Annotated in this window: 14 protein-coding genes; all 14 read right to left on the reverse strand. The window is 38.0% G+C overall.

Translation table 11 applies throughout. From position 1 onward, the window contains the following. On the reverse strand, positions 1 to 468 hold a 468-nt coding region (locus LACPOB_RS12030), incomplete at its 3' end, for an L-serine ammonia-lyase, iron-sulfur-dependent, subunit alpha (RefSeq protein WP_040533093.1). Positions 469 to 483: 15 nt separating this feature from the next. Further along, positions 484 to 1,143, reverse strand: a complete 660-nt coding sequence (locus tag LACPOB_RS0109445; protein WP_017868601.1) for a serine dehydratase beta chain — start codon at positions 1,141 to 1,143, stop codon at positions 484 to 486. A gap of 190 nt (positions 1,144 to 1,333) precedes the next feature. Beyond that, entirely contained in the window at positions 1,334 to 1,807 is a 474-nt protein-coding gene (locus LACPOB_RS0109450) for an S-ribosylhomocysteine lyase (RefSeq protein ID WP_017868602.1), read from the reverse strand. Positions 1,808 to 1,900: 93 nt separating this feature from the next. Beyond that, entirely contained in the window at positions 1,901 to 4,735 is a 2,835-nt protein-coding gene (gene uvrA, locus LACPOB_RS0109455) for an excinuclease ABC subunit UvrA (protein ID WP_017868603.1), read from the reverse strand. A gap of 51 nt (positions 4,736 to 4,786) precedes the next feature. Continuing rightward, positions 4,787 to 6,784: an excinuclease ABC subunit UvrB gene (gene uvrB, locus LACPOB_RS0109460; protein WP_017868604.1), complete on the reverse strand. Its 1,998-nt coding sequence runs from the start codon at positions 6,782 to 6,784 to the stop codon at positions 4,787 to 4,789. 239 nt (positions 6,785 to 7,023) lie between these two features. Further along, complete coding sequence (locus LACPOB_RS0109465; RefSeq protein ID WP_017868605.1) at positions 7,024 to 8,751, reverse strand: phospho-sugar mutase; 1,728 nt, start codon at positions 8,749 to 8,751, stop codon at positions 7,024 to 7,026. 424 nt (positions 8,752 to 9,175) lie between these two features. Then, positions 9,176 to 10,120, reverse strand: a complete 945-nt coding sequence (trxB, locus tag LACPOB_RS0109470; RefSeq protein WP_017868606.1) for a thioredoxin-disulfide reductase — start codon at positions 10,118 to 10,120, stop codon at positions 9,176 to 9,178. An 80-nt stretch (positions 10,121 to 10,200) separates the two neighbouring features. After that, positions 10,201 to 11,040, reverse strand: coding sequence for a prolipoprotein diacylglyceryl transferase (gene lgt / locus LACPOB_RS0109475; protein ID WP_017868607.1), 840 nt, complete (start codon positions 11,038 to 11,040; stop codon positions 10,201 to 10,203). A gap of 109 nt (positions 11,041 to 11,149) precedes the next feature. Continuing rightward, positions 11,150 to 12,085: an HPr(Ser) kinase/phosphatase gene (gene hprK / locus LACPOB_RS0109480; protein ID WP_017868608.1), complete on the reverse strand. Its 936-nt coding sequence runs from the start codon at positions 12,083 to 12,085 to the stop codon at positions 11,150 to 11,152. 115 nt (positions 12,086 to 12,200) lie between these two features. Next, on the reverse strand, positions 12,201 to 12,548 hold the full coding sequence (locus LACPOB_RS0109485; protein ID WP_017868609.1) for a phage holin family protein: 348 nt from the start codon (positions 12,546 to 12,548) through the stop codon (positions 12,201 to 12,203). Then, positions 12,545 to 12,880 carry a PspC domain-containing protein gene (locus LACPOB_RS0109490; protein WP_017868610.1) on the reverse strand — a complete coding sequence of 112 codons (336 nt, stop codon included), beginning with the start codon at positions 12,878 to 12,880 and terminating at the stop codon, positions 12,545 to 12,547. The genes LACPOB_RS0109485 and LACPOB_RS0109490 overlap by 4 nt, the downstream gene beginning before the upstream one ends. Positions 12,881 to 13,034: 154 nt before the next feature. Further along, positions 13,035 to 14,426: a two-component system histidine kinase PnpS gene (gene pnpS / locus LACPOB_RS0109495; protein WP_017868611.1), complete on the reverse strand. Its 1,392-nt coding sequence runs from the start codon at positions 14,424 to 14,426 to the stop codon at positions 13,035 to 13,037. Continuing rightward, on the reverse strand, positions 14,416 to 15,138 hold the full coding sequence (locus tag LACPOB_RS0109500) for a response regulator transcription factor (protein ID WP_017868612.1): 723 nt from the start codon (positions 15,136 to 15,138) through the stop codon (positions 14,416 to 14,418). Before LACPOB_RS0109500 ends, pnpS begins: the two co-directional genes overlap by 11 nt. Positions 15,139 to 15,154: 16 nt before the next feature. Then, a complete protein-coding gene (locus LACPOB_RS0109505; RefSeq protein ID WP_258420996.1) occupies positions 15,155 to 16,237 on the reverse strand; it encodes a PDZ domain-containing protein in 1,083 nt (360 codons plus the stop codon). Positions 16,238 to 16,371: the final 134 nt, after the last annotated feature.

A 16,371-nucleotide genomic window follows, 5' to 3' on the forward strand; every position in this document is an offset into this window, starting at 1 on the left:
TGCAACGATCAAACCAAACCCACTAGCACACAATAAAAAATCAATTTCAGCCTTAACATCTAGATTTAACTTTTTTTCTAAAGCAAACAAAACTCCTGGCAATGTACCAGAAGAACCGGCAGTCGGCGCTGCACAAATAACACCCATGGCCGCGTTAACTTCATTGGTCGCCACGGCATTTTCCATTGCCGTTAAGATCGTATCTCCTGATAGACTTTTACCTTGACGGCGGTATGCGGCAAGCTGAGCCGCTTGATGCCCCGTTAAACCGGTTCTTGAAGAAACTCCATTGCCCGATGAACCTTTATTCGCAGCCTTATGCATGACCTCCAACTGCTGTTTTATTCGTGAAAGTACAGTTTCCTTGGTTTCTTTAGAATAGGTACATTCTTGTTCCAACATCAACTGTGCGATCGTCATCTGACGCGTTTTAGCCGCCTTTATTAGTTCCGCAATTTTATGATACAATTTTTTCACCTCGGATCATAAACAAACTAAATTATCACAATACTTTAAAATATTATTTACCAGGTTGCCAGCAAGAGTTTTCTGTAAACTAAGTGCATATAAATTTTTATTTTCATTTAATTTACAAAAATTCTGAGCAGTAACTACCACATCATTTTCTGTTAATTCTTTTAAAACTAACAGCAAAGACTCAGATGAACAAGAAAATAACAAAATCGGTAATGAACCAAGTAACTCAAGCTGATGGCTTCCAAACATCAACCGCTTTATTTCGATCTTTCCTCCGCCGATCGAACAACCACAAAGAGCAGCTTTTTTTCTTCCATCTGTTAGCGTGATAGTTGCTGTATTAGGATGATCGATCGGGCTCGGTGATTTAAGTTCATTGATCTCAAGTTCGACTCCCAATTGTTCAACCAGTTCAAGTGATTCAGGTAAATGCGGATCATACATAGCCATTTTAAGTACACCAGCCACTATTGCAAAATCAGTCCCATGACCAGCGTGTGTTTTAGCAAATGATTCATAATAATCGATCGTAATTTTTTGAGGTCTGGTTTCTAAGAGCTTACTAGCCTCTTGTCCTAGTAAAACTGCCCCAGCTGTATGAGAACTCGATGGACCGATCATTACTGGGCCAACTATATCAAAGATACTCGAATACTTTTCATTCATAACTAATACCTCTAATTGTCCATTGTTATATTTAAAAACATAAATAAATTAGCTTATTCACTAACTTTTCTTATTATATATTTTTTATATACATCAGAAAACCTTTTAGCAAATAAAAATGCCCCTTAATTGTTAGATCTCTAGGTCTAACAATTATGGAGCACCTCATATCTTTAGAGTTTTTATTATATTATTTAACAACTTTACGTTCATAGGGCTCTGAAGAAATACCTTCACTTAAAATCTTCTTAGACCATTCTTGGGCTGAAAAGAGTGAGTGATCACGGTAATTACCGCAACTCTTGATATCTGTCCCTTGAACATCATCCCATGAAGCTGCTGTAATATCTTCTAAGGACTGTTTCAAAGCTTTTGCAACTTCAACTGTATCGTGTTCGCCCCATGTGATCAAATGAAAACCAGTCCGACAACCAAATGGAGAACAGTCGATCACTCCATCCATATGGTCACGCAAATAACCAGCAAGCATATGTTCGATCGTATGCAAACCTGCTGTTGGGATCGCATTTTCATTAGGTTGAACTAAACGCAAATCGTAATTTGAGATTTTGTCACCCTTCGTTCCTTCTTCAGAAGCAATTAAACGAACATACGGTGCCTTAACAGCAGTATGATCCAATGTAAAACTTTCAACTTTTGCCAAAATGATCTCTCCTATCTTTAAAAATTAGTATAAATAAACTTTAGCAGTTTCACTGTAAAATGCAAGTCATCCACTTTTTTAAATAGCTAATTCTTATTTATAATGCCCATTTGCTAAAATATTTTTTAAATATTGACCAGTATAACTTTCTTTGCAGGCAGCAACATCTTCTGGCGTACCGGTAACAACGACCTGACCGCCACCTTCCCCACCTTCTGGTCCTAAATCGATCAGATGGTCTGATGTCTTGATCACATCCAAGTTATGTTCGATCACTAGCACAGTATTTCCTTTATCAACTAACTGTTGCAAGACTGAAAGCAAATTTTTGACATCCTCACTATGCAACCCTGTAGTTGGCTCATCTAAGATATAGAAGGTCTTGCCATTTGATTTACGGTGCAATTCAGACGCTAACTTCATCCGCTGAGCTTCACCTCCGGATAAAGTCGTAGCAGGTTGGCCCAATTTAACATAACCTAAGCCAACATCCATGATAGTTTGCAATTTACGTTTGATCTTAGGAATAGGAGCAAAAAAGTTCAGTGCTTCTTCAACCGTCATATCTAAGATCTGTGAAATATTTTTACCCTTATATTCGATCTCAAGTGTTTCAGAATTAAAACGAGTCCCATGACATACTTCACACGGCACATAAACATCAGGCAAAAAGTTCATAGCGATCTTAATGATCCCATCACCCTTACATGCTTCACAACGACCACCCTTAACATTAAAGCTAAAACGTCCTTTAGTGTAACCACGTAGTTTTGCTTCGTTAGTCTGGGCAAATAAAGCCCGCACATCATCAAATACGCCAGTGTAAGTAGCGGGATTACTCCGCGGTGTGCGTCCGATCGGTGACTGGTCGATATCGATCACCTTTTCTAACGGTTTATAACCTGAAATCTTTTCATACTTTCCTGGCTTTTCAGAATTACGCGTTAGCTTTTGGGCTAGAGCACGCTTTAAAATCGAGTTAACTAATGTCGATTTACCCGAGCCGGATACACCCGTTACAGTAATGAATTTACCTAAGGGAAAATCAACTGTAATATTCTTTAAGTTGTTTTCACTCGCACCACTTAGCGTTACAAATTCACCATTGCCTGCTCGTCTTTTTTTAGGGATCGGAATATACCTTTTACCAGATAAATATTGACCGGTGATCGACTTGGTAGAACGGGCAACTTGTTTAGGTGTCCCGCTTGCCATTACCTGACCACCATTGATTCCAGCTCCCGGGCCGATGTCAATAATATAATCGGCTGCACGCATCGTGTCTTCATCATGTTCGACCACTATCAAGGTGTTACCCAGATCACGCATTTTTTTCAATGAAGCGATCAAACGATCATTATCTCGTTGATGTAAACCGATCGATGGTTCATCTAAGATATACATAACGCCCGACAGATTAGAACCAATTTGCGTGGCTAACCTGATTCTTTGTGCTTCCCCACCAGAAAGCGTTCGAGCTGAGCGACTTAGAGTTAAATAGTTCAAACCGACATTTTGTAAGAAGGTCAGACGGTTCTTGATCTCTTTTAAAATTGGTTGGGCGATTTGTTCGTTCTGTTCAGAAAACTCTAAACCTGCAAAAAAAGTCAAAGAATCACCGATCGAATAATCTGAAACTTCACCAATATGCTTACCACCGATTTTAACTGCCAGAGCTTTACGATTTAAACGGTAACCATGACAAGTTTGACAAGTTAAACTTGTCATATATTTACGCATCACATCACGGGTAAAATCACTATTTGTTTCACGATAACGGCGTGAAATATTATTGATAACACCTTCAAATCGCATATCTAAATCACGCTTACCGCCAAAGTCATTTTCAAATACAAAATGGAAAGTCTTTTCTCCAGCACCATACAAAACAGTATTTTGCTGTTTTTTAGTCAATTTCTTAAATGGTTTATCCATATCAATACCGAACTTATCACAGGCTTCAGCCAATAACGTTGGGTAGTATTGAGAACTTATGGGATTCCAAGGAACTAATGCCCCTTCATTTAAGGTTTTATCAGGATCTGGGACGACCAAGTCTTTATCAACTTCTAACTTAACCCCCAAGCCATCACAGTCAGGACAAGCACCAAAGGGCGCATTAAATGAAAATAAACGTGGTTCCAATTCACCAATCGTAAAACCGCAGTATGGACAGGCAAAATTTTCTGAAAATTGGATAGTTTCACCATCGATCACATCTGCATACGCATATCCACCAGATAAACGTAAGGCTGATTCAAAGGAATCAAACAGACGAGATCTAGCACCTTTTTTGACTACGATTCGATCAACAACTACAGAGATCGAGTGTTTAACATTCTTGTCTAATTCCAACTCTTCTTCGACATCATGCATTTCATCATCAACGATCAACCGCACAAAGCCTTCACGTTTGATCCGTTCTAAAATTTTTTTATGCTGTCCCTTTTGTGCACGCACGATCGGAGCCAGTATCTGTAATTTAGTTCTCTCTGGTAAATTCAAGACACGGTCTACCATCTGTTCTGGTGCCTGGCTAGTAATTTTATGTCCATCATTGGGACAGATTGGTGTCCCTACTCTCCCCCACAATAAACGTAAATAATCATTGATCTCTGTCACCGTACCAACAGTTGAACGTGGGTTTTTAGATGTTGTCTTTTGATCGATTGAAATTGCCGGTGACAAACCATCGATCGAATCAACATCTGGTTTATCCATTTGACCTAAAAATTGCCTAGCATAAGCTGACAAACTTTCAACATAACGACGTTGGCCTTCAGCATATAAGGTGTCAAAAGCCAAAGAACTTTTCCCAGACCCTGATAAACCAGTCATTACAACAAATTTATTTTTAGGAATAGCCACATCAATTTTTTTCAAATTATGCGCACGTGCGCCGTGGATCACAATTTTATCTTGTGCCAACCTTTTTCCCTCTTTCTCATATTATCTCACGATTTTCTGACTGGAGCTTACTTAACTGATCTGCGCTCTCAATTCCAAAATAGTATCACGTAGGGTGGCAGCATCTTCGAAGTCTAAGCGTTTCGAAGCCTGCTTCATTTGGTCTTCCAAGCTTGAGATCATTTCTTTTTGTTCTGACTTCTTCATGCTGGAAAAGTCAACACCTTCTGAATCTTTATTCTCGTCAGAAACAGGCAAAACTCCAGAAATTGAAGCACGTATTTCTTTTTTGATCGTTTGTGGTACGATACCGTGCTCTGCGTTATATTCTTGTTGGATATTCCTCCGCCGTTGAGTTTCATCCATCGCCCTTTGCATGGAATCTGTTATTGAATCAGCATATAAAATGACATGTCCGTGTTCATTTCTAGATGCACGTCCGATCGTTTGGATCAATGAACGCTCATTGCGTAAAAAACCTTCTTTGTCAGCATCCAAGATAGCAATCAAAGAGACTTCCGGAACATCGATACCTTCACGCAATAAATTGATCCCCACTAAAACATCAAATTTACCTAAGCGCAAGTCTCGAATAATCTCAGTCCGTTCCAAAGTCTTAATATCTGAATGCAAATATTTAACTTTAATACCTAATTCTTTAAAATAATCAGACAGATCTTCTGCCATCTTTTTTGTTAAAGTTGTGACAAAGACCCGTTCATGTCTTTCGACTCGTTTATTGATCTCACTGACCAGATCATCCATTTGCCCGTCAGTTTTTCGGACTTCAACTTCAGGGTCTAATAATCCAGTCGGTCGAATGATCTGTTCAACCACATCATCAGTTTGTTCACGTTCATATGGTCCAGGCGTGGCCGACATATATACGATTTGATTAACGTGTTTTTCAAATTCTTCTAGCTTCAAGGGACGATTGTCTAAGGCGCTCGGTAAACGAAAGCCATAATCAACTAACATTTGTTTTCTTGAGCGGTCCCCATTATACATACCTCGAACTTGCGGCATCGTTACGTGTGATTCATCCACGACGATCAAAAAGTCCTTTGGAAAGAAATCAAGTAACGTAAATGGCGGCTCACCAGGTTTTCTACCATCCATATGCCGTGAATAGTTTTCAATACCAGAACAATAACCCATTTCTTTTAACATTTCTACATCATAAGTTGTCCGCTGCTCTAAGCGTTGTGCTTCTAGTAATTTATTTTCTGACTTTAATTTGTCTGTTTGTTCTTTTAACTCAGTAGAGATCGCATTAACGGCTTCTTCCATTCGTTCTTCATTAGTCATAAAGTGAGTTGCCGGAAAAATTGCAACGTGATCACGATCACCCAAGATCTCACCCGTCAAAGGGTCGACTTCGCGGATCCGGTCGATCTCATCGCCAAAAAACTCAACCCTTAAAGCACGTTCATCATGCGAAGCTGGAAAAATCTCGACCACGTCACCACGAACACGGAAACGCCCCCGTTGAAAATCAATATCATTACGTTCAAATTGAATATCTACAAGTTGACCTAATAAACGGTCACGCTCAATTTCTTGACCCACACGTAATGAGATCGTGTGAGCTTTATATTCTGATGGATCACCTAAACCAAAAATCGAAGAAACTGAAGCAACCACGATCACGTCATTTCGTTCCAAGAGTGAACTTGTAGCTGAATGACGTAACTTATCAATTTCATCATTGATGCTTGAATCTTTTTCAATATAGGTATCACTGGAAGGAACATAAGCTTCAGGTTGATAATAGTCATAGTAACTAACAAAGTATTCCACAGCATTGTTGGGAAAAAACTCCTTAAATTCGCCGTATAACTGACCGGCCAAAGTTTTATTATGTGCTAACACAAGTGTTGGTTTATTAACATTTTTGATCACATTTGAAATCGTAAAAGTTTTACCAGTCCCAGTAGCACCTAATAAAATTTGCGCTTTTTCACCATTTTTAATACCTGAAGTTAACTCATCGATCGCATCAGGCTGATCACCAGTTGGCTTGTAATTTGATACCAACTCAAATTCATGGTCATCTTGTCTATCGATCATTATAATTCCCCCAATCTTTCTGTGTTTAGGTCCATAGCCAGCAACATACATTGTAGCATACCGAACATGTTTTCGCGATATTTTTGACCCGCTAGAAGTTCTAGTAAATTGTGTAAACAAAAACTACAGAACCCCTGATATGAGCCCTAAAAACACTATTTCGAACATAACAAAAAAGCAGCGTCAACTACTAATGGCTCCTTTTAAAAGATCCACATGCTCCGCTACTTTTTACGTTTTTATTCATTAATAAACTGATTAATAGCACTTTCAAAATCTGCTCGTTTTTGCTGGGCTTTTTCATAAGTAGCTGCTTGCGTACCAATGTAAAACTTAATTTTAGGTTCAGTCCCTGAAGGTCGAATAGCGATCCAAGTTCCATCTTCCAACAAATACTTCAAAACATTTGCTTGCGGCAGATCGATCGTTTCGACTGTTCCATCCACAAACGTTTTTAATGATTTTTCAAAATCTTCTATTGCTGTGACAGTATAACCGGCAAATTTAGTTGGGGCTTCATCCCGGAATTTAGCCATCAAACTGTCAATTTGCGACGCTCCTTTGATACCATCAAAAGTTTGTGAAATTGTTTTTTCTGCAAAGTATCCATATTCCTTGAATAGATCTTGCAGGCCATCATACAAATTCTTGCCTTGTTCGCGATAGAAAGCAGCTACTTCAGCCAGCATGACTAAAGATTGAATCGCATCTTTGTCACGCACAAAAGGTTTGGTCAAATAGCCATAGCTTTCTTCAAAACCGAACATAAATGTTTGGCTATCGTTAGCCTGAAATTCCTTGATCTTTTCAGCAATAAATTTAAAACCTGTTAAAACATTGACCATCTTAGTATTATGTTTTTCAGCAATTTTAGTTGCAAATTCACTGGAAACGATCGATTTAACAACAGCTGCGTTTTCAGGCAATGTGCCAGCATTTTCTCGTGCAACTAAAATATAATTTAGCATTAAAGCGGCGATTTGATTACCAGTCAATAATTGATACTGCCCGTCGGGTTGACGAACAGCTGCCCCTAAGCGATCTGCGTCAGGGTCCACAGCAATCAACAAGTCAGCATTTTGCTTTTTCCCTAACTTGATCGATAAATCAAAGGCAGCTTCATCTTCTGGATTTGGCTTCTTAACAGTAGGAAAATCACCGTCTGTTACAGCTTGTTCAGGTACCATCGTGAAGTTCTTAAATCCAGCTTGCTTCAAAGCTTTTTCCCCAAGCATTGCGCCAGTTCCGTGTAAGGGACTAAAGATCAACTTCATCGTTTGTCCTTCTTTTTCAACCAACTCATGGTCGATGGTAACATTGTTGACCTCTGACAAGTAAGCACGGTCAACTTCATCACCAATCACTGTCAACGTCTGATCCTCAATTAATTGCTCCTTATCAGCAACTTTAATTGCGAATAGATCATCTGCTTGACGAATATATTTAGTGATCAGATCTGATTCTTTAGGTGGCATTTGTGCCCCATCTTCACCATAGATCTTATAACCATTATATTCTTTAGGATTGTGACTTGCCGTGATCATGATCCCAGCATATGTGTGTAAATGACGCACTGTAAAGGATAATTCTGGAGTAGGACGAAGGCTTTCAAACACAAAAGATTTAATACCATGTACACCCAAAACACGGGCTGATTCATATGCAAATTCTTGTGAATGATGTCTGGAGTCATAACTGATTGCAACACCACGCTGCTTAACCTCATCATCTAAAATTTCCATAAAGGAAGCCAAACCTTCAGTTGCCTGACGAACAGTGTAAATATTCATTCGATTAATGCCGGCTCCTAAAACACCGCGCATCCCAGCTGTCCCAAATTCAAGCGGAGCATAAAATGCGTCCTCTAATGCTTCCTGATCTCCAGCTAAATCATCTAGTTCTTGCTTCAAGCTTGATTCTAAATCATTATTATTTTTCCATACTGTATAAGTATCTTTCCAGCTCATGTATTCCACTCCTCGTATAATTTTGTCTCACCTTTTAGTATAACTATTCATGTCAAGTATTGCCAACATAACTAACCTAATTGTATTTTCGTAACACTATTGAAACTAATAATGGCAGTGCTTAACAAACATTGTATTACACATACCAATTTTCCCAAACATTTAGATAACTTGGCTAATGGAAACAAAATTTTTACATAAATTAAACAAGGCTGGGGCAAAACTAGCTGTCCAATACTAGAAGGGCCGTCGATCTATCCCATTAAATGGGTTAAATCGACGGCCCTTAAATGTGTTCCAAAAGATTGAAGCCTCACTTGTAACAACGTTACTTATTCCGTTCCTTCGCTTTGCTGCGACCCAGAACAATATAATTGTCGTTACAAATCGGATTCAAAATATCTTTTGTCTCACTCTCTTCTTCCTATTTAACTTGCACTTTATCTTGAACGGCTTGGAGATAGTTAAAGGCTTCTTGGCCTGCAATGCCACCATCGCCGACAGATGTTGTAATTTGACGTAGATCTTTTTGTCGAACATCACCAACTGCAAAAATACCAGGCACACTGGTTTTCATTTTTTCATCAGTTACGATCCAGCCTTTATCATCAGTAATACCAAGGTCTATAAATGGTTCAGTCATTGGCTGGTTACCTACATAAATGAAAACACCATCAACATCAACTGTCCCATCTTCATCAGTCTTTTTGTTATGAGTTTTTACACCAGTAACCTTTTGCCCGTCACCTAAAATCTCAGTCACAATGGTATCCCAAGTAAAACCGATCTTGTCATTTGAAAAGGCACGATCTTGTAAGATCTTTTGGGCACGCAACTGATCACGACGATGAATAATATTAACACCCGATGTCATTTGAGAAAGATAACCGCCTTCTTCGACAGCTGAATCCCCGCCGCCAATCACTGCAACTGGCTTATTCTTAAAGAACGCACCATCACAAACGGCACAGTAAGAAACACCACGGCCACTATAATCATCTTCACCAGGTACGCCTAATTTACGGTACTCAGAACCTGTTGCGATGATCAAAGCCTGTGTTTCATACACATCACTATCAGTAGTGATAGTTTTTACGCCATCATCAGCAACAGACACGCTTTCTACACTACCATAAGCATATTGTGCATCAAATTGTGTTGAACTTTGATACATCTTTTCAGCTAGATCTGGTCCTAAAATTGAATTAAAACCAGGGTAATTTTCGACAGCTGCAGTATTATTCATCTGCCCACCGTAGATCCCCCGATCTAACATTAAAACAGATAAATTAGCACGTGAGGCATACAAAGCTGCTGTCATACCACCTGGGCCAGCACCTATTACGATCACATCATAACTCTTTGCCATTAGTTTATTCCTTCCTTCTCTTTCGATCATGTTTTTATCTTAGCTTACTTTTTGTAAGTTGTCTACTAAAAAGCTTGTCTTTATTTTTCTTTCGCTAGTGTTTTTTGTCCATCAAGATACCATGGAGCATATGGATGCCAATATCTACGATGAAATAACCACAAAAAGGCACCTATAAACAATACGACCGATAACCATTGTGAAACACGTAACGGCCCGATCATTAGACTATCAGTCCGCATGCCTTCAATGAAAAAGCGGCCAAATGAATACCAGATAACATAACTAAAGAAAACCTCGCCTTGTTTAAAAAGATGCTTTTTATTGCGTAAAAGAAGCAAAACTACAAAGCCTAAAACATCCCACAGCGATTCATATAAGAAGGTCGGTTGATAGTAAACACCACCGATATTCATTTGATCAATGATAAATTGAGGTAAATGTAATTTTTGTAAAAAGTCTAGCGTTATAGCTTGGCCATGCGCCTCTTGGTTCATAAAGTTGCCCCAGCGCCCAATTCCTTGCGCTAAAATAACATTTGGCGCGATCACATCTAAAAAGAGCCAACTAGAAATTTCCTGACTGTGACAATAGACTAATAACACGATCACCGCAGCGATCAGGCCACCATAAATCGCGATACCGCCATCCCATATCCGATAAATTTCACTCGGATTGCTAGCATAATATGGCCATTCAAATATTACGTAATATAGACGAGCTCCAATCAAAGAAAACGGAAGAGCCCACAATAAAAAATCATAAAAATAATCATCCTTTAAGCCACGCTTTTGACCTTCTTTGACTGAAAGTGCAGCGGCTAGGATAACACTGCAAGCGATGATCACACCATACCATCGAACCTCAAAAGGTCCAAATTTAAGTGCAATTGGATTTAAAGCACCCAATACAAGATTCATAAAATAACTTTCTCTCCTTATTCTTATAAGAGATTAAGACTAAATTACCTTAAAATTCAATAATTTAGTCTTAGAGTCCATATTAGATTGTTTTTGGTCTGATAAATAATTACTTATTAATTGAATTTTTCTTAATCAATCGGTTTAAATTATCTTCAAATTTCTGTGTTGCATCATACCCCATTGATTTAGCACGAAAGTTCATTGCAGCCGATTCAATAATAATTGCCATATTTCGACCAACCTTAACCGGAATATTGATTTTTGGCAAGGAAACACCAAACAACTCATAGTCTTGTTCCCCACTTCCTAAACGATCATATTGCTTATCGGCAGACCAATTTTCCAAATTAACGATCACAGAAATATTAGTATTTTGTCGCACTGAACCAGCACCAAACAAATTCATAACGTCAATAATACCGACCCCGCGAATTTCAAGCAAGTGATTCAAAATCTCTGGGGCTTCTCCAACCAATGTACGTTCATCTTGTTGATAGATCTCAACTCGATCATCCGCGATCAAGCGATGACCACGTTTGATCAATTCCAAGGCCGTTTCAGATTTACCGACACCAGAATCACCAGTGATTAAAACACCTAATCCGTAAATATCCATTAGTACACCGTGCACCGAACGACGCTCAGATAATTTAGCCTGCAAAAAATCAGTTAATCGTGATGATAAACGAGTGGTTGATAATTTAGACCTTAAAATCGGAATATTATGCCTTTTACCGGCTTCTTCCAATTCGATCGGAACAGGTAAGAAACGGGAAACTAAAAAACAAGGGGTATTTTTACCACACATTTTATCCATGATCCGAGCCCGCTCGTTTTTTTTCATTTTATGTGAATAAGAGATCTCAGTCATCCCCAGCAATTGGATTCGTTCTGCTGGATAATAATCAAAATATCCCGTCATTTCTAACCCTGGCCGCGAAATATCACTAGTCATAATATAGCGAGAATCTAAGTTAACGCCTCCACTATATACTACTAAGTCACATTCATCGACTAACTCTTGCACGCTGACTTTATTCAAGTTGAAACCTCCCGTATACGTCCAAATATATTTATGTAGAATTAGAAAAAGATAGTTGCATCCTTTTCCAAATAAATTCTAGACCAATTACTTTTCTACAACCATTATACATTGTTTAAACAGAAAAGCGATCAGTAATAACTAGGTTAACTAAACTGATGATCAATGAAATGAGCAATGCGCTACCGAAGCTAGAAAAATAAAAGACTTCACTACCAACAAAAAATGATGTCATTTCTAAAATAAACGCATTAATTATTAGATAGAAAAAACCTAAAGTTAGCATCGTGATCGGTAATGACAAAATAACCAAGACTGGTTTAACAAAAGCGTTTAATAAACTTAACACCACAGCCGCTAATAATGCGATCCATAAATTAGCAACGTGAAAATAATTAGGCAATAGTCCCGCTATAGCGACAAATATCAGTGCATTGATCAAAACACGTCTAATGAAATTCAATTGCTTTTCCTTTCGTGTGCGTCATGTAATATTTTACGATCTTTTGGCTTAGTCTGTGATCGTGTCCTTGTATTCTGTGCCCTATTTGAATTAACATTTTGGAAAAATGAAGACCAATTTCCACCCGCTGTTTCTTGCGGGATAGCCAGGTATAAAATCAAATAGATCCCAACTGACAAGATAGCCAAGCGTGGAATGGTAGAGCAAATTAGTGAAAATACCAGGTAGCCGATACGAACATATTTAGCCTGAATACCAAAATATTCAGCAAATCCACCACAAACCCCCGCCAAGAAACGATTAGTTGACGAGCGGCGTAATTTCTTCTTCAAAAAACATACCTCCAGAAATTTATATATACTTTACCTATATTCAAAAGTTTTCATTTTAAATCACATCTTGTTTAGATGTTCCAAGTATAATTTTACATGGTAATAATTACCACCGCAATCTTTGTGTTTTTTTAAACAGACATTTAAGAAATACTTAGTCATTTTCCTGGGAAGACGGCAAAATCACAGTAAAAGTCGTTCCAACATCCAATTGGCTATCGACTTTTATCTGCCCCGATAAAAACTCAACATATTCTTGAACAATTGCCAATCCTAGACCGGTACCTTCAACTTCTTTACTTCTAGAAGTATCTGCCCGATAGAACCTTTCAAAAATCCGGCTCTGCTGTTCCATTGTCATACCGATCCCAGTATCTTTGACCTGAAATTGCCAAGTAGATTCATTAGCTTTTGCCAAAACAGTAACTTTCCCGCCAACATTATTATATCTGATCGCATTTTGAATCAGATTACTCATTATATATTTAAGCTTGTTTGCATCCGCTTGAACTTTTAAATTGGGTGAAACCTGATTAACAAAAGTCAATTGACGTTCATTTAACATCGTTTCATAAGGTTGAACGCATTCTTGTACCAACTGAAGAACCTGAATTTGTTTAAAGTCAAGGCTCATATTAGGCCCGATCCGTGACAAAGATAAAATATCATTGATCAGATCAGTTAAACGCAGACTTTGCTGATGTATTATATCAACAAACTGGCTCGCAGCTTGAGGGTCTTTTAATGCGCCGTTTTTCAAAGTTTCACTAAATCCTGCAATCGACGTGACTGGTGTTTTCAATTCATGACTAACGTTGCTGACAAAATCATTTTGCATTCGTTCGATTTGTTTGCGTTCAGTAATATCGTTGACTAGTAACATCACAAAAAAATGATGTGAACTGACTGGGATATAGACTACATTGACAGCTAATATCTTAGTGGCATCGGCCAAATTAATTTTTATTTCTGCCTGTTGATCTTCTTTAGTACGATAGGTTTCCTCAACGATTTTAACAATATCAAATTCTGCCAGTGCCGTGTAATATAATTCATGCCGTAGTTCTAGTTCTTGGCCCATGATGTCATTTAAATGGTGATTACTTAAATAAATTTCTCTATCCTGATCGATCACCATGACACCGATCGGTACATACTCCAACAAACCAAAGTAACCTCTTTTTTGGCGATTATAGTCTTTAGAGAGCCTTTGCATCACGCTTTGAACTTGATTAACAGATTGGCCCAATTCATACAATTCATCTTTTTTAGAAACAAGCACATGACCGCTTTTCTGACCTTCTGTGATTTCACTTAATTTTTTTATAAAAAGTCGCAATAAATTCTTCTCATGCCTTTTTTCCATATATTCAAGCATTAAGATCAAGATAAAGAATAATGACACAGCTAGTGCTAACCAAAAAAGATGTAACTGGGTAACAGCAACCCCGAAAGTAACCCCTGAATATCTTACATAAAGCAAAACTGTCAAAAAGAGGGCTACTACTGCTAATAATAAGCGTCGCAGGATCTGTCTAACTTTCATCTAGTTTTCCTTCAAACTTGTAACCGAAACCACGAACGGTTTGTATATTAGTCGGATGACTTGGATCTTTCTCAATTTTTTCACGTAAATGACTAACATGCATATCAACCATCCTCGTTTGCCCCACATAATCATAACCCCAAACACCGTTTAAGAGATTTTCTCGACTTAAAACACGACCCGGACGTTTTACAAAATAGGCCAATAGTTCGAACTCTTTAGGTGTTAGTGAAATTTTCTGGTCACCCACAGTAACTGTATAGTTCGTTAAATCAATAGAAAAATCTTGAAAGGTATACAATTCCTCGTTTTTTTGTGAATCACCGCTTTGCATCCGGTCATTAGCTGGAGTTACACGTCTACCAATTGCTTTAAGTCGTGCGATAACTTCCCGTGGTGAAAATGGCTTAGTAATATAATCATCAGCACCCAATTCAAGTCCAATGATTTTATCAGTTTCTTCGTCACGCGCTGTCAGCATAATAATTGGGGTTGTAACTTTTTCCTGTCGTAATTTCTTAGTAACTTCGATCCCATCTAACTTCGGTAACATAATATCTAATAAAATAAAATCAAAAGAAATAAACAATGCCGTATCTAAAGCCTCTTGCCCATCAATTGCAGTTTTAACCTCATATCCTTCTTTGGTTAAGTTATATTCTAATAAAGTTAAAATAGCTTGATCATCATCAACAACTAAGACTTTTTTCAATTCAGCTCTCCTTCTTTCATTGAAATAATATTAAGCCAATTTCATGTGGAGCATCCGCATAAATCGCACTTTCCGTAATTTTAAGGTCTCCTTCAAACGTTCTAATCTTCAAATGACAATAAGCAGAGTTTTTTTGCAAAGCAGCATATAACTCAGGTTCATTTCTAACAACTTCCTTATTACAGTCTAAGATCGTATCTCCTTTTTGGATCCCCATTTTTGCAGCAGGCGTGTTGGGTATGACAGCAATCACACGCACACCATCATTAGTTTCTACGTACCATCTTTGTCCTTTTTCATCGACGTGTTTCCGTTGAAAATAATAGTAAACAGCCAAAATTCCGACAATAACAATTCCCAGTACGGCAACCAGAGGATAAAAGAGTCCGCAAACTGCCAAGACTACACTTAGGATACTTAATATTAGGGACTGTTTATAAAATCTACTCAAAATTACTTGCGGCTCTTCTTTAAAGACACATAAAGCTGCAGCGATCAATAAAGGCAAGAGCATTATACCAAATGAACGGCCATTAAATGAAAAGACTGGCCAATAACTCCATGAGCTTTGAAACGTATCAACTGGAAACAAAATAATCAACGGGATCACACTAAATTCCTTCCAATTGTAATATGCAACTCGTCTTCCTCTTTTACCACCCTTTATTCGCGGTGTAAACCATGTATTCTTCTTATAATGTAACAAAAATGATCTGACTAAAAAAAAGATTCCTAATAACAATAAAACGCTGGCTGGTAACATTTTTCCGTCAAATGAAAAAGACATCTTACCAATCGAAAAATCAGCAATATCCGCAAGATTTAAAACACTGATCCCCGCAGCTGAAAGCCATAAGCCAATTAAACTTAAGTCAAAAAATGGCAATAAAATTACTACAATGATCCCAACTATTTCAATTAGCGCTATCGAACCAGTAGTTAACATTAATCCAGCTGCTAAAGAAATTATCCCGCCTATCAACAAACCAAAAAAAGCAGTTTTTAAAAAGTGCCGGCCTTCATAAAAATCCCGGTCGATAGCTATCCTAAAAAAACGTCTTTCTTTAGAAATACGTTGTCGATATATAACAACTGTCATTATGAGCCCCAGCCAAATTAAAGGCTGCATTAAATAAGATAAAATAATCTGCCAGAATTCCACGATCAAGCCCCCTGCATCAAGTATTATGTTCTCAGTATATCAATATCAGCTAATGAAAACAAAAAAGTATC

The sequence above is a fragment of the Ligilactobacillus pobuzihii E100301 = KCTC 13174 genome (genome assembly GCF_000349725.1).
Lineage (GTDB): Bacteria > Bacillota > Bacilli > Lactobacillales > Lactobacillaceae > Ligilactobacillus > Ligilactobacillus pobuzihii.

What these genes read in the sequence shown, in the direction of transcription:
- LACPOB_RS0109445 (WP_017868601.1), bottom strand. Translation starts at nt 1,143, where the DNA reads ATGAATGAAAAGTATTCGAGTATCTTTGATATAGTTGGCCCAGTAATG.
- uvrB (WP_017868604.1), bottom strand. Translation starts at nt 6,784, where the DNA reads ATGATCGATAGACAAGATGACCATGAATTTGAGTTGGTATCAAATTAC.
- LACPOB_RS0109465 (WP_017868605.1), bottom strand. Translation starts at nt 8,751, where the DNA reads ATGAGCTGGAAAGATACTTATACAGTATGGAAAAATAATAATGATTTA.
- trxB (WP_017868606.1), bottom strand. Translation starts at nt 10,120, where the DNA reads ATGGCAAAGAGTTATGATGTGATCGTAATAGGTGCTGGCCCAGGTGGT.
- lgt (WP_017868607.1), bottom strand. Translation starts at nt 11,040, where the DNA reads ATGAATCTTGTATTGGGTGCTTTAAATCCAATTGCACTTAAATTTGGA.
- pnpS (WP_017868611.1), bottom strand. Translation starts at nt 14,426, where the DNA reads ATGAAAGTTAGACAGATCCTGCGACGCTTATTATTAGCAGTAGTAGCC.
- LACPOB_RS0109505 (WP_258420996.1), bottom strand. Translation starts at nt 16,237, where the DNA reads ATGACAGTTGTTATATATCGACAACGTATTTCTAAAGAAAGACGTTTT.